This is a genomic window from Bradyrhizobium sp. S3.7.6, from assembly GCF_054061875.1.
The window spans coordinates 1414544-1440123 of sequence record NZ_JBSSEQ010000001.1 but is presented as its reverse complement, the minus strand read 5'-3'; the positions used below and the strand labels follow the sequence as shown (position 1 = coordinate 1440123).

The 25580-nt window shown below is 64.4% G+C and carries 22 protein-coding genes and 1 pseudogene; 11 read left to right on the top strand and 12 right to left on the bottom strand.

What is annotated here, in order from left to right:
* The first annotated feature begins 2 nt into the window (after nt 1–2).
* The 3 genes from ACVJ5M_RS06835 to ACVJ5M_RS06825 all read left to right on the top strand — a co-directional run bounded on the left by ACVJ5M_RS06835 (nt 3) and on the right by ACVJ5M_RS06825 (nt 4469).
* Nucleotides 3–1736, top strand: coding sequence for an ABC transporter permease (locus tag ACVJ5M_RS06835; protein ID WP_283017961.1), 1734 nt, complete (start codon nt 3–5; stop codon nt 1734–1736).
* A 13-nt stretch (nt 1737–1749) separates the two neighbouring features.
* Nucleotides 1750–3063, top strand: a complete 1314-nt coding sequence (locus ACVJ5M_RS06830; protein ID WP_063986036.1) for an ABC transporter ATP-binding protein — start codon at nt 1750–1752, stop codon at nt 3061–3063.
* A gap of 110 nt (nt 3064–3173) precedes the next feature.
* Nucleotides 3174–4469, top strand: coding sequence for a hemolysin family protein (locus ACVJ5M_RS06825; protein WP_063980693.1), 1296 nt, complete (start codon nt 3174–3176; stop codon nt 4467–4469).
* Nucleotides 4470–4542: 73 nt separating this feature from the next.
* Here ACVJ5M_RS06825 and ACVJ5M_RS06820 read toward each other — a convergent pair whose 3' ends face one another.
* From ACVJ5M_RS06820 to ACVJ5M_RS06805, 4 genes are all read right to left on the bottom strand, one after another.
* Entirely contained in the window at nt 4543–4782 is a 240-nt protein-coding gene (locus ACVJ5M_RS06820) for a PilZ domain-containing protein (RefSeq protein ID WP_354100017.1), read from the bottom strand.
* A 101-nt stretch (nt 4783–4883) separates the two neighbouring features.
* Nucleotides 4884–6509, bottom strand: coding sequence for an FMN-binding glutamate synthase family protein (locus tag ACVJ5M_RS06815; protein ID WP_063986035.1), 1626 nt, complete (start codon nt 6507–6509; stop codon nt 4884–4886).
* A gap of 202 nt (nt 6510–6711) precedes the next feature.
* Nucleotides 6712–7623 (bottom strand): patatin-like phospholipase family protein, encoded by a 912-nt coding sequence (locus tag ACVJ5M_RS06810; RefSeq protein WP_187387907.1) that lies wholly within the window; start codon nt 7621–7623, stop codon nt 6712–6714.
* Nucleotides 7624–7963: 340 nt separating this feature from the next.
* Nucleotides 7964–8737 (bottom strand): ferredoxin--NADP reductase, encoded by a 774-nt coding sequence (locus ACVJ5M_RS06805; RefSeq protein WP_354100016.1) that lies wholly within the window; start codon nt 8735–8737, stop codon nt 7964–7966.
* 374 nt (nt 8738–9111) lie between these two features.
* On the opposite strand from ACVJ5M_RS06805, the gene ACVJ5M_RS06800 reads away from it, so the two are divergent.
* On the top strand, nt 9112–9909 hold the full coding sequence (locus ACVJ5M_RS06800; RefSeq protein ID WP_354100015.1) for an ATP-grasp domain-containing protein: 798 nt from the start codon (nt 9112–9114) through the stop codon (nt 9907–9909).
* A 188-nt stretch (nt 9910–10097) separates the two neighbouring features.
* Here ACVJ5M_RS06800 and ACVJ5M_RS06795 read toward each other — a convergent pair whose 3' ends face one another.
* Nucleotides 10098–11018 carry an amino acid ABC transporter substrate-binding protein gene (locus ACVJ5M_RS06795; protein WP_063980690.1) on the bottom strand — a complete coding sequence of 307 codons (921 nt, stop codon included), beginning with the start codon at nt 11016–11018 and terminating at the stop codon, nt 10098–10100.
* Nucleotides 11019–11030: 12 nt separating this feature from the next.
* Entirely contained in the window at nt 11031–12326 is a 1296-nt protein-coding gene (locus ACVJ5M_RS06790; protein ID WP_063980689.1) for a dicarboxylate/amino acid:cation symporter, read from the bottom strand.
* A gap of 210 nt (nt 12327–12536) precedes the next feature.
* Between ACVJ5M_RS06790 and ACVJ5M_RS06785 the strand changes: the two genes are divergently transcribed.
* From ACVJ5M_RS06785 to ACVJ5M_RS06765, 5 genes and pseudogenes are all read left to right on the top strand, one after another.
* On the top strand, nt 12537–13538 hold the full coding sequence (locus tag ACVJ5M_RS06785) for an NADP-dependent oxidoreductase (RefSeq protein WP_063980688.1): 1002 nt from the start codon (nt 12537–12539) through the stop codon (nt 13536–13538).
* 236 nt (nt 13539–13774) lie between these two features.
* Nucleotides 13775–14584, top strand: a complete 810-nt coding sequence (locus tag ACVJ5M_RS06780; RefSeq protein WP_063980687.1) for a cysteine rich repeat-containing protein — start codon at nt 13775–13777, stop codon at nt 14582–14584.
* Between the two features lie 127 nt (nt 14585–14711).
* Nucleotides 14712–14927 (top strand): hypothetical protein, encoded by a 216-nt coding sequence (locus tag ACVJ5M_RS06775; RefSeq protein ID WP_028148322.1) that lies wholly within the window; start codon nt 14712–14714, stop codon nt 14925–14927.
* A 188-nt stretch (nt 14928–15115) separates the two neighbouring features.
* Entirely contained in the window at nt 15116–16255 is a 1140-nt protein-coding gene (locus ACVJ5M_RS06770; RefSeq protein WP_063980686.1) for an FAD-dependent monooxygenase, read from the top strand.
* Nucleotides 16252–17866: pseudogene (locus ACVJ5M_RS06765) on the top strand (benzoate-CoA ligase family protein). Before ACVJ5M_RS06770 ends, ACVJ5M_RS06765 begins: the two are co-directional and overlap by 4 nt.
* Before the next feature lie 163 nt (nt 17867–18029).
* Here the strand turns inward: ACVJ5M_RS06765 and ACVJ5M_RS06760 are convergent.
* Nucleotides 18030–18542, bottom strand: a complete 513-nt coding sequence (locus ACVJ5M_RS06760; protein WP_063980684.1) for a MarR family winged helix-turn-helix transcriptional regulator — start codon at nt 18540–18542, stop codon at nt 18030–18032.
* On the bottom strand, nt 18532–19164 hold the full coding sequence (gene maiA / locus ACVJ5M_RS06755) for a maleylacetoacetate isomerase (protein ID WP_063980683.1): 633 nt from the start codon (nt 19162–19164) through the stop codon (nt 18532–18534). Before maiA ends, ACVJ5M_RS06760 begins: the two co-directional genes overlap by 11 nt.
* A 209-nt stretch (nt 19165–19373) precedes the next feature.
* Here maiA and gtdA point away from each other — a divergent pair, with 209 nt between their 5' ends.
* On the top strand, nt 19374–20414 hold the full coding sequence (gene gtdA / locus ACVJ5M_RS06750; protein WP_063980682.1) for a gentisate 1,2-dioxygenase: 1041 nt from the start codon (nt 19374–19376) through the stop codon (nt 20412–20414).
* A 122-nt stretch (nt 20415–20536) separates the two neighbouring features.
* On the opposite strand, the gene ACVJ5M_RS06745 is transcribed toward gtdA, so the two are convergent.
* The 4 genes from ACVJ5M_RS06745 to ACVJ5M_RS06730 are packed head-to-tail and all read right to left on the bottom strand — an operon-like array spanning nt 20537 to nt 24555.
* A complete protein-coding gene (locus ACVJ5M_RS06745) occupies nt 20537–21355 on the bottom strand; it encodes an ABC transporter permease (RefSeq protein ID WP_063980681.1) in 819 nt (272 codons plus the stop codon).
* Nucleotides 21348–22121 carry an ABC transporter ATP-binding protein gene (locus ACVJ5M_RS06740; RefSeq protein WP_063980680.1) on the bottom strand — a complete coding sequence of 258 codons (774 nt, stop codon included), beginning with the start codon at nt 22119–22121 and terminating at the stop codon, nt 21348–21350. Before ACVJ5M_RS06740 ends, ACVJ5M_RS06745 begins: the two co-directional genes overlap by 8 nt.
* Before the next feature lie 16 nt (nt 22122–22137).
* On the bottom strand, nt 22138–23142 hold the full coding sequence (locus tag ACVJ5M_RS06735; protein WP_063980679.1) for an ABC transporter substrate-binding protein: 1005 nt from the start codon (nt 23140–23142) through the stop codon (nt 22138–22140).
* Between the two features lie 45 nt (nt 23143–23187).
* On the bottom strand, nt 23188–24555 hold the full coding sequence (locus ACVJ5M_RS06730) for an FAD-dependent oxidoreductase (protein WP_063980678.1): 1368 nt from the start codon (nt 24553–24555) through the stop codon (nt 23188–23190).
* Between the two features lie 110 nt (nt 24556–24665).
* On the opposite strand from ACVJ5M_RS06730, the gene ACVJ5M_RS06725 reads away from it, so the two are divergent.
* Complete coding sequence (locus ACVJ5M_RS06725) at nt 24666–25550, top strand: LysR family transcriptional regulator (RefSeq protein ID WP_063980677.1); 885 nt, start codon at nt 24666–24668, stop codon at nt 25548–25550.
* Nucleotides 25551–25580: the final 30 nt, after the last annotated feature.

Here is a 25580-nt window from a genome sequence, read left to right as displayed (position 1 = left end):
CTATGAAGCCGAGAGATATCCGCACGGCCGCGATCGGCCGGGCGCTACTCCCCAATGTCTGGGATGTCGCGGCGCTGATCCTCGTGATCGGCGCCATGGTCCTGATCGTCTATGGCGGCGAGCAGACCACGGCGCCGCTGTCCGAGCTCGAGCGCGCACCGGTCACGCTCGATCCGGCAAACCTTCCGCTTTATGCCTTGCGCACCGTCTTGCGGATGCTGCTCGCCATCGTCTGTTCGACGGTCTTCACCTTCATCTACGCGGCGATCGCAGCCAAGAGCCGGCGAACCGAATTGGTGATGATCCCGCTGCTGGATATTTTGCAATCCGTCCCGATCCTGGGCTTCCTCACCTTCACCGTCGTGTTCTTCATGAATTTGTTTCCGGGGCAGGTGCTCGGCGCCGAGCTCGCCTCGGTGTTCGCGATCTTCACCAGCCAGGCCTGGAACATGACGTTCAGCCTGTACCAGTCGATCCGCAACGTTCCGAAGGATCTGGAAGAGGCCACGCAAAGCTTCCATTTGTCCGGCTGGCAGCGCTTCTGGCGCCTCGACGTCCCCTTCGCGATGCCCGGCCTGATCTGGAACGCGATGATGTCGATGTCGGGCGGCTGGTTCTTCGTGGTGGCCTCGGAGGCGATCACGGTCGGCAACACCACGGTGACGCTGCCGGGCATCGGCTCCTATGTCGCGATGGCAATTCAGCAGCAGGATTTGCCGGCGATCCTCTACGCCATGCTGGCGATGCTGCTCGTGATCATCGCCTATGATCAGCTGCTGTTCCGCCCCATCGTCGCCTGGGCCGACAAATTCCGCTTCGAGCAGACCGCCTCAGGCGAGGCGCCGGCCTCCTGGATGCTCGACCTGTTCCGCCGGACTCGGGCGCTGCGTGCGCTGACCCTTCCTTTCGCGGCGCTGAACCGCGCGATCTCGAACTTGCGCATTCCGCTGCCAAAGCTGCCGCCCGCGGCACCAGGTAAAGACCAGACGTCACGCCTCGTCGATACGGTCTGGATCGCATTGATCCTCGCCGGCACGGCATATGCCGCCTGGCTGACCTATCGCTATCTCTCGGCCAGTCTCGGAATGTCCGACGTTCTCGTCGTCATCAGGGACGGGCTCATCACGTTGTTGCGCGTCGCCATCCTGATCACCCTCGCCACACTGATCTGGGTGCCGGTTGGCGTGTGGATCGGGCTTCGCCCGAAGCTCGCCGAACGAATCCAGCCGCTGGCCCAGTTTCTGGCGGCCTTCCCGGCCAATCTCGCCTTCCCCGTCTTTGTCGTCGCCATTGTCAGCTTCAAGCTCAATCCAGACATCTGGCTGAGCCCGCTGATGATCCTGGGCACGCAGTGGTACATCCTGTTCAACGTGATCGCGGGCGCGAGCGCCTTTCCGACCGATCTGCGCGAAGCCGCCGGCAGCTTCCATCTCGGGGGATGGCGATGGTGGTTCAAGGTGATACTGCCCGGCGTCTTTCCTTATTACATCACCGGCGCGATCACCGCGTCCGGCGGCTCCTGGAATGCGTCGATCGTCGCGGAGGTCGCAAGCTGGGGCGACACGCATCTGAAGGCCACCGGGCTCGGTGCCTATATTGCTTCCGCCACGGAAGCCGGTGACTTCCCGCGCGTCGTGCTCGGAATTGCCACGATGTGCATTCTGGTGACGTTGTTCAATCGTCTGGTCTGGCGGCCGCTCTATGCCTTCGGCGAGCGTCGCCTGCGGCTCGGCTGACGAGGAGACCATCATGCTCGATCAACCCTCTGCGCTCATCGACATCCGCGGTGTCTGCCGATCCTTCCCGAAAGGCAGCGGCGAACAGCTCCTGGTGCTGGACAAGGTCGACCTGACGATCCGCTCGGGCGAGATCGTCGGCCTGCTCGGCCGCTCCGGCTCCGGCAAGTCCACCTTGCTGCGGATCATCGCCGGTCTGGTCAGCCCGTCTGCGGGACAGGCGACCTGTCGCGGCGAGATCATCGTCGGGCCGCCGAACGGCGTCGCCATGGTGTTCCAGTCATTCGCGTTGTTTCCCTGGTTGACCGTGCTCCAGAACGTCGAGCTCGGGCTCGAAGCGCTGGGCGTCGATGCCACCGAGCGCCACAAGCGCGCTCTTGCTGCGATCGACCTGATCGGCCTTGACGGGTTTGAGTCCGCCTTCCCGAAGGAACTGTCGGGAGGCATGCGCCAGCGCGTCGGCTTCGCCCGCGCGCTGGTGGTGCATCCCGACCTCCTGCTGATGGACGAGCCGTTCTCGGCACTCGACGTCCTCACGGCCGAGACGCTGCGCACGGACCTGATCGACCTCTGGATCGAGGGCCGGTTGCCGATCAAATCGATCCTGATGGTGACGCACAATATCGAGGAGGCGGTCCTGATGTGCGATCGCATCCTGGTGTTCTCATCCAATCCAGGGCGTGTCGCCGCCGAGATCAAGGTCGACATGCCGCATCCGCGCAACCGGCTCGACCCCCATTTCCGGCAGCTCGTCGACAACATCTACGCGCGCATGACCCAACGCGCCGAACCGAAGGCGCCCCCCGTCGAAGGCATCCTGGGCTCCGGTGTCGGCATGACCCTGCACCACGTATCGTCCAACGTGCTGTCGGGCCTGATCGAGACGCTGGCGGGGCCGCCCTATCACGGACACGCCGACCTGCCCGTGCTCGCAAGCCAGCTCCAGCTCGAGGCCGACGAGATCCTCCACCTCGGTGAGTCCCTGCAACTGCTGCGCTTCGCCCAGCTGAGCGAAGGCGACCTGATGCTCACCGACACGGGCAAGCGTTTTGCCCATCTCGAAACCGACGCACGCAAGAAGCTGTTCGCCGAACATCTCGTCACTTACGTGCCGGTGATGGGATTGATTCGCCGCGTGCTCGACGAACGTCCCTCCCATACCGCCCCCGCGGCACGGTTCCGCAACGAGCTCGAGGACTACATGTCCGAGGACTATGCGGACGAGACGCTCAGGACCGTGGTGTCCTGGGGACGTTATGGCGAGCTGTTCGCATATGACGAGCAGTCGGAGACGTTCAGCCTCGAAAACCCGGGCGAGAGCGCTTGATCCCGCCTGCGGCAATTTGGTCGGGAACCGGACAAATTGTGCATCGAGTTCATATATAAGGGGCTTGGTCCGGCGTTCGCCGGGTCAAGTATCCCTTCTCTTTGCGCACAATGTTGTCCGTCGAAATCATCATCGTCGTCGTCCTGATCGTCATTAACGGCCTGTTATCCATGTCCGAGCTGGCGGTGGTCTCGTCCCGCCCGGCCCGGCTGTCGCTGCTCGCGGCCAAGGGGGTGCGCGGCGCCGAGCGGGCGCTGACGCTGGCGGCCGATCCCGGAAAGTTCCTCTCGACGGTGCAGATCGGCATCACGCTGGTCGGCGTGCTCTCGGGCGCGTTCTCCGGCGCGACGCTCGGACAGCGGCTGACGCAATGGCTGGTCGAGCTCGGCCTGTCCTCAGGGATTGCCGACATCGTCGGCGTCGGCATCGTCGTCACGCTCATCACCTACACCACCCTGATCGTCGGCGAGCTGGTGCCGAAGCAGGTGGCGCTGCGCGACCCCGAGAGCATCGCGGTCAAGGTCGCGCCCGCGATGCACGTTCTGGCGCGGATCTCGCTGCCGCTCGTCTTCCTGCTCGATCTCTCCGGCAAGCTGATCCTCACGCTGCTCGGCCGCGGCGGCAAGGCCGAGGAGAAGGTCTCGGAGGACGAGATCCATCACCTCGTCAGCGAAGCCGAGAACGCGGGCGTGCTGGAGTCGGGCGAAAAAGAGATGATCGCGGGCGTCATGCGGCTCGGCGACCGGCCGGTCGGCGCGATCATGACGCCGCGCACGGAGGTCAACGAGATCGATCTGAACGATGCGCCGGAGGCCATTCAAGCGATCATCGCGAAGAGCCCGCATTCGCGCTTTCCCGTCTCGGACGGCGATCGCGACAAGCCGATCGGCGTGCTCCAGGCCAAAGACCTGCTGGTCGCCTACATGAACGAGCGCACGCCGGATCTGCGAGCGCTGGTGCGCGAGGCGCCCGGCATTCCGGCATCAGCCGACGCCCGCGACGTGCTGGCGATCCTGAAAGCCGCTCCGGTTCATGTCGGCCTGGTCTACGACGAATACGGCGCCTTCGAGGGCATCGTGACGACGGCTGACATTCTGGAATCGATCGTCGGCGCCTTCCATTCCGAGGAGGGACCGCCGGAGCCGGCCTATGTCAGGCGCGATGACGGCTCGCTGCTGGTCTCCGGCTGGATGCCGGTCGACGAGTTCGGCGAGTTGCTCGGCGTCGAGCTGCCGCCGCACCGCTACAACACGGTGGCGGGCCTGGTGCTGCAACAGTTCAACGTGCTGCCCAATGTCGGCGATGCCTTCGACTTCGCCGGCTGGCATATCGAGGTGGTCGATCTCGACGGACGCAGGATCGACAAGATTCTGGCGGGCCGGTTGAGTGAGGTCGAGACGGGGTGATTGCGCACCCAACCCTCCACCCGTCGTCCCGGACAAGCGCGCCCTAAGCGCGCGCCGATCAAACGCAGACCGCTCACCCGAACCGCACGCCGATCCGCTTCTCCTCGCGCCAGACGACCGTGCAGGCGAGATGCGTTCCGTCGGCCTGGATGACCAGGGTGAAGCGCTCCGGGATACCGACCGGACTGGTGACATCGAGCGCGGCACCCGTATCGGAGAAATTGCGGATGGTGCAGTCGATCGCGCCGCCGCCGAACTCGATGGTTCCGGCTTTCAGCACGCGGTGCCTGGTTTTGTCGCGTCGCTCGTCCATGGGGCCAATTTACACCCCAAGCTGACACAGACGTTAAAACACAACCACAATCCCCGATGAATTTTCACCGCCGCAGGATCCGGCGGATCATGCGGTGGCCCCTACGGCGCCGGCTGGAACGTCTCCGCCCGCGCCATCTGCCAGGCTTCACGGAAGCGCGGATCTTCGGTGCCTTCGAGCAGCTCGCCCGGACGCAGCGACGGATAGAGCTGCGCAAAGGATCGCACCTGGGTGGTCGATGTCCGCTGGCTGAAGTGGATCGGGCGCAGCTGCTGCGGATGTTCGAGACCGGCCGCGGCGATCAGCTCGGTGAGCGAGTGCAGCGTGGCGTGGTGATAATTATGCACGCGGTCGATCTTGAGCGGCACGTAGAGCGCACGCGCACGCGTCGGGTCCTGGGTCGCAACCCCGGTCGGGCAGCGGTCGGTGTGGCAGCTCAGCGACTGGATGCAGCCGAGCGAGAACATGAAGCCGCGCGCCGAGTTGCAATAGTCGGCGCCAATCGCCATCGCCCGCGCCATGTCGAAGGCGGTCGCGATCTTGCCGGACGCGCCGATCCTGATGCGGTCGCGCGCATTGATGCCGACCAGCGCGTTGTGGACGAAATTGACGCCCTCGCGCATCGGCATGCCCAGATGGTCCATGAACTCCAGCGGCGCGGCGCCGGTGCCACCTTCATTGCCGTCGACGACGATGAAATCAGGATAGATGCCGGTCTCCAGCATCGCCTTGCAGATCGCGAGGAATTCCCAGGGGTGGCCGATGCACAGCTTGAAGCCGGCCGGCTTGCCGCCGGACAAGCGTCGCATCTCGGCGATGAACTGCATCATGCCAACCGGCGTGGAGAAGGCGCGGTGCGAGGCCGGCGAGATGCAGTCCTCGCCCATCGTGACGCCGCGGATTTTTGAGATCTCCTCCGACACCTTCGCAGCCGGCAGCACGCCGCCATGGCCGGGCTTGGCGCCCTGGCTGATCTTGAGCTCGACCATCTTGATCTGGTCCTGGCTCGCGACGCGCGCGAACGCCTCGGGATCGAACGTGCCGTCGAGATGACGGCAACCGAAATAGCCGGAGCCGATCTCCCAGATGATGTCGCCGCCCATCTCGCGATGGTAGGGGCTGAAGCCGCCCTCGCCGGTGTCATGCGCGAAGCCGCCCTTCCTGGCGCCGGCATTGAGCGCGCGCACGGCGTTCGGGCTGAGCGCGCCGAAGCTCATCGCGGAGATGTTGAACACCGATGCCGAATATGGCTTTGCGCAATCGGGGCCGCCAATGGTGACGCGAAACTTCTCCTCGGCGTGCGTCTTCGGCGAGACCGAGTGATGCATCCACTCGTAGCCCTCGCGGTAGACGTCCTCCTGGGTGCCGAACGGGCGCTTGTCGAGCTCCATCTTGGCGCGCTGATAGACCAGCGAGCGGGTATCGCGCGAGAACGGCATGCCGTCCTTCTCGCTCTCGAAGAAATACTGCCGCATCTCGGGGCGTATCTCTTCGAGCAGAAAACGGATATGCGCCGAGATCGGATAGTTGCGCAGCACCGCGTGACTCTTCTGCATGAGATCGCGGACGCCGAGCAGCGTGAGAGCGCCGAAGATCGCGATCGGGATCAGCAGGATGTCGAAGATCTTGCCATCGGCGAGGCCGATGCCAATCAACAGCGCGGTGACGACCGCGCAGATGGTCAGCACGATGAAACGCGGCGAGAACGGCAGCAGCAGGGTTTCCATCAGCCCTTCGGGCGAAGCTTGCGTCTTGTTATCGTTGGCCACGACCACATCCCTCTCGTCAGTCTGACAGGGCATGATACGCCCGCGCCACGTCCATGGTTATGACGCGGACCCCGCCTTGAGGCTACCGAATCCGGATGCCGCAAATCAATCCATCCCGCGGCGGGCTTCGCAGTGCAATAGATTCAAATGAAATGACAAATCAGTGACCATGAGGCTGCGCCTCGTGCGGAATGACGCCGTGCTGCTCGAGGCCGCCTCGCGCCAGCCAGGCATCGGTGCTCGCGACCGCACGCTCGATATGGTCGTCGGTCCGCGAAAAATCGTAGGGCGATCCCACCAGCGGACAGAGCGGCGGCACCACGACATATTCGATGTCGGACGCCACCCCCTCGAGCTCCGCCACCAATTGCCGGGCGATCAGCAGCGTCAGCGCATGCAGGGCATTGGCAACCGCGCCCACCGGCGGATCCTTCACCGCGCAGGCGTGCCCGGTCGGCAGCACGACCAGCCGTTTTGCGCCTTTCTTGATCGCGACCCGGACCGGGGTGTTTGAGGAGATCGCACCGTCGGCGAGGAACCGATTGCGGTAGTAGACCGGCGAGAACGCGCCGGGGATCGCAGTGGACGCCAGGATCGCGTCCACCGTCGCCCCCTCCGACAACACCACGCTCTCTCCGGAGACGAAATCGGTGGTGACGATGTGCACCGGAAGCGCGGCATCCTCGAGGTTGCGATAGGGGATGTGGTCCTCGACCAGCTTGCGGATGCCGTCATGGGGAATCAGGAAATCGCGCCGCCACATGAATCCGGCGAGGCTCTTCCAGGTGACCGGGAAGACATCATGACGCTTCAGGCCGCGCCAGACCGCTTCCAGCCCCAGCACGCCCTTGAGCGAGGGATCGCCGGCATAATAGGCGCCGTTGATCGCGCCGACACTGGAGCCGACCACGAGATCGGCGACGACCCCGTGGCTCGCCAGCGAATGCATCATCCCGACCTGGATCGCCCCGAAGCTGCCGCCGCCCGCCAGCACGAAGGCGGTCGGTTTCGGCGAACCATGGTCGATCACAGACAAGATTTGCGCAGCTCCCCAGCTCTCGCATTGCAACATCGCGGCGAGATTTTGGCGCGAGCTTATAACAAGGGGCGCGCGAGACGCGCCAATAACAAAGTCGGGGGAGGAGGGTGAGGGACGTGGATGGCCTAGCGAGTGTGAGGCGAGATGCCAGCCAAACTCTCAACTGTCGTCCCCGCGCACGCGGGGACCCATAACCACAGGGAGAGGTTATGGAGCGAGCTGATAGCCACTAGCCGTCGCCAAACCACGTCCTGTGGTTATGGGTCCCGGGCTCGCGCTTACGCCTTCGCTCTTCGAGCTACGGCGGACAAGTCGCGCGCCCCGGGACGACACCGATGTTGTGGCTAAAGGCGTCGCTCAGAAAACGAGCGGCTTACCGCTCGACGAACGCCTTCTCGATCCCGAAATGGCCGGGCTTGTTGCCGCTTCCCTCGATGAAATCGCGGCCTTCGAACATCACCTTCAGCTCTTCCAGCATCGCCGGGCTGCCGCACATCATGATGCGGTCGGTTTCGATGTCGAGCGGGCCCTGTCCGATATCGTTGAAGATCTGCTCGGAGTTGATGAGGTCGGTGATGCGGCCGCGGTTCTTGAACGGCTCGCGGGTCACGGTCGGATAGTAGATCAGCTTGTCCGCCAGCAGCTCCCCGAACAGCTCGTCCTCGCGCAAGGAAGCAACCAGCTTCTCGCCATAGGCAAGCTCGGAGACCTGGCGGCAGCCATGCACCAGCACGATGCTGTCGAACTGGTCGTAGACCTCGGGGTCCTTGATCAGGCTGGCGAAGGGCGCGAGACCGGTGCCGGTCGAGAGCAGCATCAGCCGCTTGCCGGGAATGAGGTTGTCGGTGATCAGCGTGCCGGTCGCCTTGCGGCCGACCAGGATGGTGTCGCCTTCCTTGATCTTCTGCAGGCGCGAGGTCAGCGGACCGTCCTGAACCTTGATCGAGAAGAACTCGAGCTCTTCCTCGTGGTTGGCGCTCGCCATGCTGTAGGCGCGCAGCAGCGGACGGCCATCGACCTCGAGGCCGATCATGGCGAACTGGCCGTTCTGGAAGCGAAAGCCGGTGTCGCGCGTGGCGCGGAAGCTGAACAGCGTGTCGGTCCAGTGCTGGACGGAAAGAACCTTCTCTCGGTAAAACGCGCTCATGATTTTCGATATTCCGAATAATTGCGGTTTTAGGGCAAAAGCATTGCCCGGCCCCTGAAAGCGGGGCGGACACCATTGCCATGGCGGAGGATTTCGCGTGTGTGATCTACGCCATTGAGGCCAATAATCAACCTCGTTCCGGATGCAATTGATGCCGCTCAAACCGGCATTTGCGGCGGAAATGGCCACATCATTAATGAATCTGCTGCCGGGCATGCGCGGCGGGCAATTTCTTTTCCCTTCAGGGCCTGATTGCAGCACTTAATTTCCGTCGCGCTCGCGAGAATTTCATTAAGAATAGCTCTGACTTTCACCCCGGTTTGGCGCCGTTTCCCGCATTTTTGCGGCTTTTGGCGACAGGAACGACTGAACACATGGCAAGCGGCGAGCGGATCTTCGTCCAGGCGATCAGGCGCTATTGCGCGACCCATGGCATCGCGCTCGATGTCCGCGCCGGCGGCTGGCTGCTCGCGATGCGCAGCCGCGCGAAGCGCCACTTCGCGTTCGGCTACGACATCGGTCTCAACAGCGCCATCGCGCACCGTCTCGCCAACGACAAATCGGCCACTGCCGAGGTGCTGGCGCTTGAGGGCGTACGATGCGTTCCCCATCGCCTCTTCCTCAACCCAAAGCTGGGCAAGAACGTTGTTGGTCCCAATTGGCGAGACGCAATGCTCGAGCTGCTTCACGACCATCCGCAAGGCGTGGTGGTGAAGCCGAACGAGGGAACATCGGGGCGCGCGGTGTTCAAGGTGACGACAGAGGCGGAACTCGACCAAGCGGCCGCCGAGGTCTTTTCGATGAGCGCCGGACTCGTGATCTCGCCCTATGTCGCGATCGAGCAAGAGGTGCGCGTGATCCTGCTCGATGATGTGCCACTCGTCGTCTACAGCAAGCAGCGTGGGTCGGATTGGCGACACAACCTCGATGCCGGCGCAAAGCCGGTGCTGCTGGAGGACGACAAGGTTCGAACGGCCTGCGTGAAGCTCGCGACCGATGCCGCGAGCGCCATCGACATCGCCTTCGCATCGATTGACGTGGTCCGTGTCGATGGCGAGTGGCGGGTGCTGGAAATCAATTCCGGCGTGATGATGGAAGCGCTGGCGAAGCTGCATCCGGAGCTGGTGCAGGCGACGTACGATGCGGCGCTGGATCGGGTGTTTGGGGCATAACGTTGATCGAACTCTTGCGACAAAGTGCGCTGCGTCCCCTCTCCCCTTGTGGGAGAGGGTGGCTCGCCGCGTAGCGGCGAGACGGGTGAGGGGTCTCTCTCCTCAACGTAGATTTAACGTGCGGATAGAGCCCCCTCATCCGGCGCTTCGCGCCACCTTCTCCCACAAGGGGAGAAGGAAGTAAGCGCTCAATTATTCGCGCTCGCGGAATCGTCCATCGCCTTGAAGGCTTCCTCCAGCTGCAGGGAGATCGGCACGTTCAGGCGTTCGCCGGTGGGCAGCCGCGCGGTGAACCATTTGTTGTAGAGAGGAACGAGATCGCGATTGGAGCCGAGCTTGCGGAAGGTGCGGTCGACCACCGCCGTCAGCTGAGGCTCACCCTTCCTGAACATGATGCCGTAGGGGTCATAGGACAGGTAATCGCCGGTGACGCGGAACTTGTCCTGCGCCTTATGGCGAGCGATCAGGCCGGAGAGCAGGATGTCGTCGGTTGCAAACGCGTCGGCCTTGCCGTCGACGAGCATCTGGTAGGACTGCTCGTGATCCGGCGAGGTGACGATGTTGAGGCCGAGCGAGGACTTCTTGTCGGCCGCCTGGATCGCCTGCTCGTTGGTGGTGCCCTTCGTCACCACCACGGTCTTGCCCTTCAGGTCGGTCAACGACTGGACCTTTGATGCCTTCGGCACCATCAGCTTGGTGCCGGCGACGAACATCAAAGGCGAGAACGCGACGCGCTTGCCCCGCTCGGCATTGGCCGTGGTCGAACCGCATTCCAGGTCGATCTTGTTCTGGAGCACGGCGTCGATGCGGTCGTCCGAGGTGACCTTGACGTAGTCGATCTTCAGATCGGGATCGTCGACCTCGACGCCGATCTCCTCGACGATGGCCTCGCAGAGTTCGAGGCTGTAGCCGATCGGGCGGCCTGACTGGTCGAGGAAGGAGAACGGCGGCGAGCTCTCGCGATAGCCGAGCCGCACGGTGTGCCTGTTCTTGATGGCCGACAGCGTCGGGCTAAGCCCTTCGCTGCCGCCGGTCTGGGCGGAGGCGCCGGTTGCCAGCAGGCACGCCGCCAGCAACAGGCCACCCGATATCGCCGTTGAAAGGCGCATGATGCACTCCCGTCAATGGCCGGCCATCGCGGGCAGTTCGCCCGGAACCATGTCCGGCGTCGTCGCTTCGCCGGGTCCGAGCTCGTGCTCGGGCCCGAGCTCACCTTCCCACTTCGCGACCACGGCGGTCGCGAGCGAATTGCCGATGACATTGGTGGCGCTGCGTCCCATGTCGAGGAACGTGTCAATGCCCATGATCATCAGCAGGCCTGCCTCGGGGATGCCGAACTGCGACAGCGTCGAGGCGATCACCACGAGGGATGCGCGCGGTACGCCGGCAACGCCCTTGGAGGTGATCATCAACGTCGCGAGCATCGCCAGCTGCGTCGCGAGCGACATCTCGATGTGGTAGGTCTGCGCGATGAAGATGCTCGCGAAGGTGCAGTACATCATCGTGCCGTCGAGATTGAAGGAGTAACCGAGCGGCAGCACGAAGCTCGAGATCCGCGACGACGCGCCGAACTTGGTCAGCCCCTCCAGCGTCTTCGGATAGGCCGCTTCCGAGCTCGCGGTGGAGAACGCGATCATCAGGGGTTCGCGGATCAGCTTCAGCAGATGGCTGTATCGCGGCCCGATCACCACAAAGCCGACGATCATCAGGATGACCCACAGGATCCCAAGCGCGAGATAGAAGCCACCCATGAAGACGATGAGCTTCCACAGCACGCCGAGGCCGTTCTTGGCGACAGTGGCCGTGATGGCGGCCCATACCGCGAGCGGGGCGAACAGCATCACATAGCTCGTCACCTTGAGCATGATGTGAGCGACGTCGTCGATCATTGCCAGGATCGGCTTCGACCGTTCGGGCATCGAGCCCATCGCCACCGAGAAGAACACGGCGAAGATCACGATCTGCAGGATCTCGTTCTGCGCCATGGCGTCGGCGATCGAGGTCGGGATCAGATGGGTCAGGAATTTTTCGATCGAGAAGGCCGAGACCGGCAAGCCGGTCGATTGCCCCGCCTGCGGCAGCGTGCCGGGGAAGTTCGCGCCGGGCTGGAGCAGATTGACCATGACGAGGCCGAGCAGCAGCGACACGAAGGACGCGCTGACGAACCAGCCCATGGTCTTGGCGAAGATGCGCCCGAGCCGCGAGCCGCTGCCCATATGCGCGATGCCACCGACCAGCGTCGCAAACACCAGCGGCGCGATGATCATCTTGATCAGGCGCAGGAACATCATGGCGATCAGGTTGATGGAGGAAGCCCATTCGGCTCTGGTGTCAGGCAGGAAGTTGAAGATCGCCGCCCCCATGACGATGCCCAGCACCATCGCGGCCAGAATGTATTGCGTAAACTTGTTCGACATCGCTTACCCCCACCTACACCGGCGCTTCATGATGTCGCAGATATGACGACGACGCAACACGCTTGGCGTGCTCGCGCGATGGCCTGATGTTCCCGTTGCGAAACGGGTCGGCGCGATCTAGCCTTCATGCAGCGCACAACGAATGCGGCTTGCACGTTTTCTTTGCGGCGGCTGCATCCATAATCGTCAAGCAAACGAAGAGGAAACGCCATGAGCAGCAGCATCAATCGCCAGATTCTTCTGGTCGAAAAGCCCAGCGGCAAGCTCGGTGCCGAGCACTTCAAGATGGTCGAGGGTGCGATGCCGGAGCCGAAGGACGGCGAGGCCTTGCTGCAGGTGCGTTACATCTCGCTCGACGCCGCCAACCGCGCCTGGATGCATGGCGCGACCTATCGTTCCGCGGTCGAGGCCAACAGCGTGATGGCCGGCGGCGGCATCGCTGAGGTCGTCAGCTCGAAGGCGCCGGGGCTGGCTGCCGGCGACATCGTGTTCGGCGACACCGGCTGGCAGGAGTTTGCCGCGGTGCCGGCAAAGCATCTCACGAAAATGCCGAAGCTCGAACCGATGACGCATCTGCTCAGCGTGTTCGGCATCGCCGGCCTCACCGCCTATTTCGGCCTGCTGGAGATCGGCAAGCCCAAAGAGGGCGAGACCGTCGTGGTGTCCGCGGCGGCCGGCTCCGTCGGCTCGATCGTCGGGCAGATCGCCAAGATCAGGGGATGTCGCGTGGTCGGCATCGCCGGCGGCGCAGACAAGTGCAACTGGCTGACCTCCGAGCTCGGCTTCGATGCCGCCGTCGACTACAAGGACGGCGCGGTGTTCAAGGCCCTGCGCGCGGCGGCGCCAAAAGGCATCGACGTCTATTTCGACAATGTCGGCGGCGACATTCTGGAAGCCTGCCTGCCGCAGATGAACAATTACGGCCGCATCGCCTGCTGCGGCGCGATCTCGCAATATGACGGCGCACCTGCCGCGCACGGCCCGCGCGGCGTGCCCGGCCTGATCGTGGTGAAGCGGCTCGTCATGCAGGGCTTCATCGTGATGGACTACATGAAGGAGAGCCAGCGCGCGCTCGCCGACCTCCAGGGCTGGGTCGCATCCGGCAAGCTGAAGGTGCAGGAGGACATCATCGACGGATTGGAGAATACGCCGAAGGCGCTGATCGGATTGCTGGCGGGAGAGAACCGCGGCAAGCGCATGGTCAAGCTCTGACGCCGTATTGTTTGAGCATGATCTCCGCGCCAACGCGTTCCGCGTTTGTCGCGAGGGAAAGCCGCGGCACACTTTTCCGGATCATGCTCTGGTTACGTCGCAATTGCGCCCGTATAATCTACTTGCGGTAGAGGCCGAGGCAGCCAATGATGCTGCACGCGGCATCACCCGCAATGATTGCTTGCATTACATTTAAAAATCGTCGGCGTGACCGACAGGGCAGGGAATTTACCCAAATGTTCAACACGTTGAAACACGCGTCAACGCGTCGCGCGCTGCTGGCGGCAACGCTCTTCGCAACTGCAACAGGCGCATTCGCGCAAGCGCCGACCGAGGCTCAGAAGAGCGCCATCCGTTCCGCATGCCGCTCGGACTTCATGGCACACTGCGCGAGCGTCACGCCCGGTGGCGCGGAGGCGTATCAATGTCTCCAGAAGAACATGTCCAGCCTGTCATCGGGATGCCAGACCGCGGTTCGCGCGGTCGAGCCCGCTGCGGCGCCGAAGACTGAAGCTGCGCCCGCCAAATCTGAACCGGCAAAGACCGAAGCGGCCCCCGCCGCCGGGGCGAAGCCCGCCGCCGCAGCCGCTCCGAAAGCGGCAGCGTCAAAGCAGCCGAGCAGCACGCAGATTGCCGCGGTCAAGAGCGCGTGCCGCGCCGATTATCCCAAGGTGTGCGCCAGCGTGCCGCCGGGCGGCGCCCCCGCCCTCGAATGCCTCGAGAAGAACAAGGCCAAGGTTTCGCCGGCCTGTGAGAAGGCGGTGAGCGCCGCAACCGGTGGCGGCAGCGCTGCTGCGACAGCAGCACCTGCGGGCGCAGCTCCTGCGGCAGCAGCACCGGCGGCGGCGCCGGCCGTGATCGTTCTGCGCCCGCTACGGCCGCGCGAAGAACTGTTCATCGTGCGCTCGGCCTGCGGTGCCGACATCCGCACGCTCTGCGCCGGCGTCGCGCCGGGCGGGGGCCGCATCGTGCAATGCATCTCCAGCAATGCCGCATCACTGTCGCCCGCCTGCAAGGAAGTGCTGGCGCCATTCGCGGCGCGATAAGCGGCGCGGGATTGCGCGCCAAGCGCGCGACCACGATCGGGCGCGCGCGAATGAATTTTCGCGCGCCGGCCGCGACAAACCCTTTGCAAGTAACCGATTTCGATCACGACAAGACCGGGAGAAAGACATGCGTTCATTTCTGCTTATTGCTGCCGCGCTCCTCGCCTTCGGCGCGAGCATGACCTTTGAGTCTACCGATGCCAACGCGGTGGTGTGCGCCCGGGGCGTCTACCGCGCCGGCTGTGCCGGGCCGAATGCGGCCGTCGTGGTGCGCAAGCCGGTTCCCGCGGTCCGCTGTACCAGGGTGCTGGTGAACGGCGTCTACGTGAAGCGCTGCGTCTGACCCCGGATGGCCAAGCCCGCGCGGTTTGGTTATGGTTCGCAACGTCACTGCTTCGGACACGCGCCAGACGCGTGTCCGGGAGTAAGCTTCGGCGCGCCTCGCCTTCGATAATTCCGCTGGCGTGGAAAGCCGGAGCACATTAGTCTACCCCTAGATAGTAAGTATACTGTCAATTAGGGAGGCAGACGTTGCGGATCGCCGTGATTGGCGGGGGGCCCGGTGGGCTCTATTTCGCCTATCTCTGGAAGAAGCGTCATCCCGAGGATCAAGTCGACCTGTTCGAACAGAACCCGGCCGACGCGACCTGGGGCTTTGGCGTCGTGTTCTCCGATCAGGCCCTGGAATTCCTGCGCGCCGACGACCCCGAAACGGTCGATGCGATCGCGCCGCATATGGAGAGCTGGGAGAACATCACGCTGAACCTTCACGGCGACAGCGTCGCCATCGACGGCGTCGGCTTCTCCTCGATCGGCAGGCTGGAGCTCCTGCAGTTCCTCCAGCAGCGCGCGCTCGACGCCGGCGTCACGCCGCGCTTCGACACGCAGATCCACGCCATCGACCAGCTCAACGGCCACGACCTGATCGTCGCGGCCGACGGGCTGAATTCGCTGGTGCGGCGCGCCTATGAGGGCGATTTCGGCACGTCGCTGTCCTACTCCTCCAACAAGTTCGTCTGGTACGGGACCTCGAAACGCTTCGACACGCTGTCGCAGACCTTCGTGAAGACGGACCGCGGCGCCTTCAATGCCCATCACTATCGCTACTCCCCGACCATGAGCACCTTCCTGGTCGAATGCGACCACGCGACATGGCAGGCCTATGGCTTCGCCTACAAGGATGCCGAGCAGTGCAAGGGCGTCTGCGAGGAGGTCTTTGCCGACACGCTGGGCGGCCACTGCCTGGTCTCCAACAAGTCGGTCTGGCGCAACTTTCCCTGGGTCTGGAACGAGCACTGGTCGTTCAAGAACATGGTGCTGCTCGGCGACGCCCTGCACTCGGCGCATTTCTCCATCGGCTCGGGGACGCGGCTCGCGATCGAGGACGCCATTGCGCTGGTCAAGGCGCTGGAGTCGGATGCGCATCTGTCGACCGCGCTGCACCGTTATCAGGCCGCGCGAAAACCGGTGGTGCAGAAGCTCGTCAATGCCGCGCGCACCTCGGCCTTCTGGTACGAGCACTTCGCCCAGCACATGCAGCTCGGCCTGATGGACTTCGCCTACAGCTACATCACCCGCTCCGGCCGTATCGACGACCCCCGGCTGCGCGCGATGTCGCCCGCCTTCATGACGCGCTACGAGGCCGAGAAGAACGGCGGAGATGCCGCATGAGCAGCGAGATCCGCGACCAGGTGCCCGCTGACGGCCCGGGCGCCCGTGAAATCGGCTTTGCCATTCCGCAAACCTACAATGCCAGCCGCGTGCTGTTCGACCAGCTCGCCAAGGGCCGCGGCGACAAGCCTGCGCTGATCGGACCCGCGGGGACCCGCAGCTATTCCGAGCTTTGCGCGGAAACTTGCCGCTGGGGCAACGGTTTCGCGTCGCTTGGCCTGAAGCGCGGCGACCGCGTGCTGCTGTTCCTCGACGATACCCCGGCCTATCCGGCCGCATTCTTCGGCGCGGTGCGCGCCGGCTTCGTGCCGCTCCTGATCAACACGCTGACGCCGCCGGACCTGCTGCAATTCTATCTCGCCGATTCCGGCGCCGCGGTCGCGGTGGCGGATGCCGAATTCGCGACGCGCTTCGATGCGGAGGCCTGCGCGGCGACCTGCCTGCGCACGCTGATCGTCGTCAACGGCGAAGCGCGCGCCCACGCCGCGCCTGCTGCGATCGCGGCGCCAGGCTGGCTCGCGCAGTTCCCGGCCGAGCTCGCGGAAGCGGACACCCATCGCGACGAGATGGCGTTCTGGATGTACTCCTCCGGCTCGACCGGCCGGCCCAAGGGCATCGTGCATCTCCAGCACGACATGGCCTACAGCGATGCCGCCTTTGCGCAGAACGTGCTGAAGCTGACGCCCGGCGACATCTGCTTCTCGGTGCCGAAGATCTTCTTCGCCTACGGTTTCGGCAACTCCGTCACCTTCCCGTTCTCCGCGGGTGCCGCGACGCTGCTGCTGCCGGGCCAGCCGAAGCCTGCATCGATCTTTGCCGCGATCGAGCAATACAAGCCGACGGTCTTCTTCGGCCTGCCGACGCTGTACACCTCACTGACCAAGGCGGAGGGGGCAGACAAGACCAACTTCTCGTCGCTGCGCATGTCGCTTTCGGCGGCCGAGGTCCTGTCTGCGGACGTCTTCAACGGCTGGAAGACGCTCACCGGCCTCGAAATCGTCGAAGGCCTCGGCTCGACCGAGGTGCTGCACATCTACCTCTCCAACCGCCCCGAACAGAAGAAGCTCGGCGCCGCCGGCCTGCGCGTGCCAGGCTACGAGGTCGCACTGCGCGACAAGGACGGCCGCGACGTCGCCGACGACGAGGAAGGCATCTTGTGGGTGCGCGGCGGTTCCAACACGCCGCTGTACTGGAACCGGCCGGACAAATCCGCCGAGACCATCCGCGAGGGCGGCTGGATCTACACCGGCGACCGTTTCGTGCGCGATGCCGACGGCTTCCACTTCTTCCGCGGCCGTGCCGACGACCTCATCAAGATCTCAGGCCAGTGGGTCTACCCGCTCGAAGTCGAGCTGTGCCTCGCCGACCACACCCGACATCCGCGAATGCGCCGTGTTCGCCGCCGAGCTGCCGGACCGGCGCATGACGCTGAAGGCGGTCGTGGTGATGAACAACCGCGCGACCGATCAGAATGAGGCGACGCGGCGGCTGCAGGATTACGTCAAGGGCAAGCTGCTTCCCTACAAGTATCCGCGCGAGGTGATCTTCATCGACGAGCTGCCGAAGACGGGGACTGGGAAGATTGACCGGCAGGCGTTGTTGCGGATGTAGCAATCCCAAACTCGCTGTCATCGCCCGCGAAAGCGGGCGATCCAGTATTCCGAGGCGGTTGTGATTGAACCGAGAAGCCGCGGCGTACTGGATTCCCCGCTTTCGCGGGGAATGACAGCGGAGATAAAGGCGACAGCGTCACCGCATCCGCCGACCATCCCGCTCACCCCGCCTTCCCCATATGCTCCAGCGCGTCCTCCGCGCGCAGCGGCACGCGCGAGGCCTCGTTGTTGAGGTCGACGAGCTGCACCAAAAGCCCCATCAGCGCCTTGCGGTCGGCGGGTTTCAGCGGCTCCAGCATCCGCGCCTGGGCGCGCTCGACGGCGGGGATGATCTCGCGCAGGATCGCGGCGCCCGATTTCGTCAGATAGAGCAGCTTGATCCGCTTGTCTTCGGGTGCCGGCTTGCGTTCGATAAAATCCTTGGCCTGCAGCCGCTCGATCACGCTGCCGAGGGTGGAGCGGTCGAAGGCGATCACCGCCGACAGCCGTGTCGCGTCGATGCCGGGGTGGGTGTGAATCGCGATCAGCGCCGCATATTGCACCGGCGTGAGATCGAACGCCTTGCACTCCTCCATGAAGATCGAGACTGCGATCTGCTGCATGCGCCGGAACAGATAGCCCGGCGCGGCATAGACCGCGTCGATCGTGATCGGAGGGGCGGGCTTACTCGGCATCGGGCTGCTTCTCCGGCGCGGCGTTTGCGAAGGCCGGCAGCGCCTTTGCCGCAGCCTCCGCCTTCAGCAGCCGCGGATAGGTCGACACATCGACGCCGAAGCGGCGGGCATTGGCGAGCTGCGGCACCAGGCAGAGATCGGCGAGCGTCGGCGCATCGCCGAAGCAGAACGGCCCCGGCTCGTCCCTGATCAGCGTCTCGCAGGCCGACAGCCCCTCGCGGTTGACCCACGCCGCCCAGTCCTGGACCTTCTCCTCGGCGAGCCCAAGCTCGCGCAGCCGCGCCAGCACCTTCAAATTCTGCACCGGGTGGGTGTCGCAGGCGATCGCCAGCGCGAACGCCCTCACCTTCGCGCGCCGCAGCGGATCCTTCGGCAGCAGCGGCGGATTGGGATGCGTCTCGTCGAGCCATTCGATGATGGCGACCGATTGGGTCAGCACCGCTCCCGCATCGTTCTCCAGCGTCGGCACCAGCCCTTGCGGATTGATGGCGAGATAGGCGGGCGCACATTGCTCGCCCTTGCGAAGATGATGCGGCAGGTGCTGGGCGCCGAGGCCCTTGAGGTTCAGCGCGATCCGCACCCGATAGGCGGCGCTGGAGCGGAAATAGCCGTGCAGCTTCATCGGAACCCTCCCTGTATTTTGTTCGTCATTCCGGGGCGACGCGTTAGCGTCGAGCCCGGAATCCATAACCACGATCGGGAGTATGGATTCAGGCCTCGCGCCTTTCGGCGCGCCCCGGAATGACAGCGGCTTTGTAGGCCGTTCGTCACGTTGACGCTACCTAGATCGTCAGTATACTGTCAATCAACAAAACGAACGGGAGCCGCACCATGGAAGCCGTGACCAAGACGCCGGAACGCGAGGCCTTCTACAAGAAGATTGACGGCGAAAACCTCACCGCGCTGTGGACGGTGATGAGCGATTTGATCACGCCGGAGCCGAGGAGCGCCTGCCGGCCGCATCTGTGGAAATTCGACGTCATCCGCGACTACATGACGGAAGCAGGCCGACTGATCACGGCCAAGGAAGCCGAGCGGCGCGTGCTGGTGCTGGAGAACCCCGGCCTGCGCGGCCAGTCGAAAATCACGACCTCGCTCTATGCCGGCGTGCAGATGGTGGTGCCCGGCGACGTCGCGCCCGCACACCGCCACAGCCAGTCGGCGCTGCGCTTCGTGCTCGAAGGCAAGGGCGCTCACACCGCGGTCGACGGCGAGCGCACCGCGATGGAGCCCGGCGATTTCATCATCACGCCGTCGATGACCTGGCACGATCATTCCAACGAGACCGACCAGCCGATGTTCTGGCTCGACGGCCTCGACATCCCGCTGGTGCAGTTCTTCGACTGCTCCTTTGCGGAAGGTTCCAAGGACGACCAGCAGAGGATCACAAAGCCCGCCGGCGACAGCTTTGCGCGCTACGGCCACAATCTGCTACCGGTCGACGTGAAGCGATCGTCCAAGACCTCTCCGATCTTCAGCTATCCCTATGCCTACACCCGCGAGGCGCTGGAGAAGGCACGCGCGAGCCAGGAGTGGGACGCCTGCCACGGATTGAAGCTGAAATTCAGCAATCCCGAGACCGGCGATTTCGCAATGCCGACCATCGGCACCTTCATCCAGTTGCTGCCGAAGGGTTTCAAGACCGCACGCTACCGCGCGACCGATGCGACGGTGTTCTGTCCGATCGAGGGCAAAGGACGCAGCCGGATTGGCGATGCCGTTTTCGAATGGGGCCCGCGCGATCTGTTCGTGGTGCCGAGCTGGCAGTGGGTGACGCACGAAGCCGAAGACGACGCCGTGCTGTTCAGCTTCTCGGATCGCCCGGTGCAGCAGAAGCTGGATCTGTTTCGGGAAGATCGCGGGAATGCGTGAGCCGCCGGTTTCGTAGGGTGGGCAAAGGCGCCCTTGCGCCGTGCCCACCACACTTCAGCGACTGATGAAGAGATGGTGGGTACGCTTACGCTTTGCCCACCCTGCAGTCGCGCGGGTTGCGGCTACCGCCAGTGCAGCAACCGCGTCTCCAGCCAGCCGATCACCTTCCCCACCACAAGCCCGAACACCGACAGGATCACCACGCCCGCGAGCAGCTGGTCCGTCTGCATCAGATTGCCGGCCTGAAGCACGAAGGCGCCGATGCCATACTGGGCGCCGATCATCTCGGCACTGACGACGAGCAGCAGTGCGACAGACGCGGTGATGCGGAAGCCGGCGAGGATGGCGGGCAGCGCGCCGGGCCAGATCACCTTGCGCACGATGGTGGCGAAGGGAACGTTGAAACTCTGCGCCATGCGGATGAGGTTGCGCGGCACCGCATCGACGCCGCTATAGACCGAGATTGCGGTCGAGAAGAACACGCCGAGCGCAATGGTCGCGATCTTCGGCTCTTCGCCGATGCCGAGCCAGAGAATGAGCAATGGCAGAAGTGCGATCTTCGGGATCGGGAACAGCGCCGAGATGAAGGTGATGCCGACGCTGCGCGCAAGCCGCGACAGGCCGATGGCGAAGCCGACCGCGACGCCGGCCGCCGTTCCCAGCACCCAGCCGACGCCGATGCGCAGGATCGAGGCCGACAGATGCTGCCACAGCGCGCCTGACATCGCGAGCTCGTAGATCGCGCGCGCGATCGCAGCCGGCGCCGGCAGGAACAGCGGATTGACGAGCCCGGCGCTGCCGGCCGCCTGCCAGATCGCGATGACGAGGGCGAGCGCGATCCAGCCGCCGAAGCGGCTGCTGGCGGGCACGAAGCCGGCGCCGCGAAAACGGACGCGCCGCGTCGTGTCGTCCTTCGCAGACGTCCCCGCGCGATCAAGCATGCTGGACCTCGCGCTCGGCGTCGATCGCCTCGTTGCGGATCAGCGACCAGATCTGGTTCTGAAGCGCCAGCAGCTTTTCACGCGCAGCGATCTCGCCGCGCTCGGTGCGCGTCATCGGTACGGCCACGACTTCGCGAATACGGCCCGGCCGCCGCGACAGCACCACGATGCGGTCGGCGAGCCGTGCGGCTTCCTCGAGATTGTGGGTGACATAGACTGCGCCCATGCCGCCATCGGCGAGCAGGCGGACGAAGTCTTCCATCAAAAGTTCGCGGGTCTGCGAATCCAGCGCCGACAGCGGCTCGTCCATCAGCAGGATGGCGGGCTTGACCGCAAGCGCGCGCGAAATGCCGACGCGCTGGCGCATGCCGCCGGAAAGCTGCTTCGGATAGGTTGTGCGAAAATCGGTCAAGCCGGTGCGGCGCAGGGCATCGTCGACCAGCGCGCGGCGCTGCACGGCCGAGAGCTGGGTATGCAGCAGCGGGAATTCGACATTCTCCTCCACCGTCGCCCAGGGCAGCAGCGCGAAATCCTGGAACACGAAGGTCAGCGGATTGAGACTGTCCGCCGGCGGCGATCCGCGCAGCTCGGGCGCGCCCGACGATGGCTGCAACAGTCCGCCGAGAATCGACAGCAGCGTGCTTTTGCCACATCCCGAAGGCCCGACGATCGCCACCACCTCGCCGGCACCGACGGTGAAGGAAACGTCGTCGAGCACGGCGAGGTCACCGAAGCGATGGCTGATGTGGTTGGCGATCAGGTCCATAAGCTGCGTTCTACTCTCAATCCGCCTTCACAAAATCCTTGGCAATGATCGTGTTCACATCAAAGCCCTTGTCCGCGAATCCCTGCTCTTGGAGCCATTTGATCTGGTTGTCGACGTTCTTGACGTCCAGCTTGCCGTCGGGATCGATATAGGCGCAATTGCCGACCACCTGCTCGACCGGCAAATTGGTGTATTTGGCGATGATCTCCAGCAGCGGCCTGGTCTTGTCGTTGATGGGGGCGACGCCGTCCTTCATGGCTGCGAGGATGACGTCGTGATATTCGCGGTCGGCTTTCGCGAGCACGCCGAGAAATTTCGTCACCAGCACCTTGTTGGTCAGCGTCTTCGGCGAAGCGAACACTGCGCCGAGCTGCCACGGCGTCTCGTCGCCGACCCATCCCAAAAACTTCGCGCCGCCTTCGTCCATCAGCTTTCGCGCGGTGGAGATCGGCAGCAGCGCCGCATCGACCGTCTCGCCCTTCAAGGCGGCGGCCGCGTTCGACAGCGATTGCAGCGGCACGATCTTCACGTCGGCGAGCTTGAAACCGTATTTGTCGGCGAGCAGCCCCAGCGAATAGTGGAAGGACGAGCCAACCTGCGTCACGGCTACGCGCTTGCCCGCGAGGTCCTTCGGCGTCTTCAGCCCGGCGGCATAGGCGTTGTTGCTGGCGAAATAGCCGATCAGGGGATAACCGGCCTTCTCTCGGCTCATGCCGCCGATCACTTTCAGCGTGCCCTTGCCGGCGAGATTGTAGAGACCGGCGGTGAATGCGGTGACGCCGAAATCGACGTCGCCCGATGTGGTCGCCACCGCGATCGGCTGCGCCGCATCGAAGAACTTCAGCTCGACGTCGAGACCGGCCTCGCGGAAATAGCCCTTGTCCTGCGCAATGAAGACGGGCGCGGACGACGACAGGCGGAGCACGCCGACCCTGGCCTTCAGCGCGTCTTCGGCCCGGGCCGTGCCCATCGCTGTGATCGCCATCAGGCCAGCCAGTGCGAGCCGCGCAATCCCGATCATTCCGTCTCCTCCGTCGTCGTTCTCTCGGTCGTAATGTTACAACCGTCACAAACCTTCAGGCACGGGCTGGTCCCGCCCGATGAAGGCGCCCTGTTGTTTCAACGTTTCCTGTAATTTTTCAATGGGGATATCGCGCGGGATGCGGTTTCCTGAGAGCGCGAGCGCCGCGGCGGAACCGGCGGCCTCCCCCATCACGAAACAGGCACCGGACACCCGCGCCGCCGACTGGCCCTCATGGGTCATCGAGGCGCAGCGGCCGGCGACGAGGAGATTGTCGACGCCCTCGGGCACCAGCATCCGGTAAGGCAGCTCGTTATAGCCGCGCGATTCCGGGATTGGCGGGAACGTGAAGACGACGTCGCCGGGAACATGGGCCTCGATCGGCCAGCCATTGACGCCGATGGAATCCGCGAACGAGGCGCAGCCGAGCACATCCTCGCCGCTGAGCTGGTAGCCGCCCTTGATGCGGCGGGTCTCGCGGATACCGAGCTGCGGCGGCAAATCGACGATGTAGGACTTTTCGAAGCCCGGCACGGTGCTGCGCAGGAACTCGAATGCGGCCAGCGCCTGCTTGCGGCCCTCGATCTCGCCGCGGGTGAGGTCGTCGGGCTCGATGCCGTTGATGGCATGGCCGTCCTCACGCGCCACTTGGGTGAAATTCACCCGCCATTCGATGCCTGATTTCTGCGGCCGCACGATTGCGCTCTTGCGCGGGAATGTGTGGGTGCCGGCGGCGATCGCCTTCTCCATCAATTGCGGGATGGTGCGCCAGGCATCGCCAGCCTTCTCGGGATCGATGCCGTTGAGGCGGAGCATCATCGAGGGGTACATCGGATGGCCGTGCTCGTCACCGAGCTCGAAGGGCGCCCCGGCCCAGACCGCGAGGTCGCCGTCGCCGGAGCAGTCGATAAAGATCTCGGCGCGGACGGCCTGCCGTCCGGCCTTGGTCTCGACCATCAGCGCATCGATGCGGCAGTTGTCGCCCATCACGACGCCGGCACCGAGCGCATGGAAGAGGATGTGCACCTTGTGGCTGGCGAGCAGCTCGTCGGCCGCGATCTTGTAGGCCGCGGTGTCATAGGCCTGGGCGAAGACCTTGCCGAGGATCAGGTGCGGTGCGTTGAGGCCGTTCAAATGATCGATCCGCGCCAGCAGATCGGACGCCATGCCCTGTACCAGCCGGTGGGCCTGGCCGTAGACATTGCCATGCAGGCCGCAGAAATTGGTGACGCCGGCAGCCGTGCCCATGCCGCCGAGGAAGCCGTAGCGCTCGATCAGCAGCGTCTTTCGTCCCGCGCGCGCCGCTGACGCCGCCGCCACGATGCCGGCGGGTCCGCCGCCGAGAACGACGACTTCATATTCGCCGTAGAGCGGCACCTGGCGTGCCGGTTCTTCGATCATCATGGCCCGCATGCGCGTCCGCTCCCAAAATCTCTTGCTTGAAGCCGACTATGAATTAACGCAGGGCGAGCTACAATCCACCAAAATACGCGATCAGCTTTCTCGAATCGAGAAAGGTCGACATGGACATCCTGGTGAACCTTCAGGCCTTCCTCGCCACCGCGGATACGGCCGGATTCTCCGCCGCCGCGCGCAAGCTCAATGTCTCGACCTCGGTCGTGGCCAAGCGCGTCACGCAACTGGAGGCGCGGATCGGCGCGCCGCTGTTCCATCGCTCGACCCGGCAATTACGCCTGACGGAAGCCGGCCAGCGCTATGTGCATCGCGCCCGCAGTGTCGTCGCCGATGCCACCGACCTGCTCTCGCGGATGGGCGAGAAGGGACACGATCTCGTCGATCACCTCCGCATCAAGGCGCCGACCTCGCTCACCGTGGCGCGCCTTGCCGACGCCTTCAGCGCCTTCCAGACGCAGAACCCGCGATTGAAACTCGAGATCGTGCTGATCGACCGCCCGGTCGATCCCGTCACCGAAGGCTTTGACATCGCCATCGGCGCCTTCCCTCATTCCTTCGGCGGTGTGGTCGACGAGCCGCTGTGTCCGCTGAAGCGGCTGCTCTGCGCCTCACCGGCCTATTTGAAGAAGCACGGCGCGCCAAAGCACCCGCGCGACCTTGTCGACCATCGCTGCCTCAGCTTCCTGCCGACGGGACCGGAGTGGATCTTCGACGGCCCGCGCGGGCGCATCAGCATCCAGGTCAGCCCGCTGCTCTCCTCCAACGAGGGCCATGTGCTGGCGCGCAGCGCGATCGCCGGCAACGGCATCGCGCTGATCTCCCATTATCTCGTGGCGGATGCCCTGCGCGACGGTACGCTCAAGCCGGTGCTGCGCGACTTTCCAATTCCCGAGCTGTGGGTCAAGGCCGCGATCCCCGAGCGGCGGCGCAACGCCGCCGCGGTGCAGGCGCTCTTGCGCGAATTGAAGAGCGCGCTGCTACCGGTGCTGTAAGGCCGCCTCGTTCGCCCCCGTGGCGTCCCC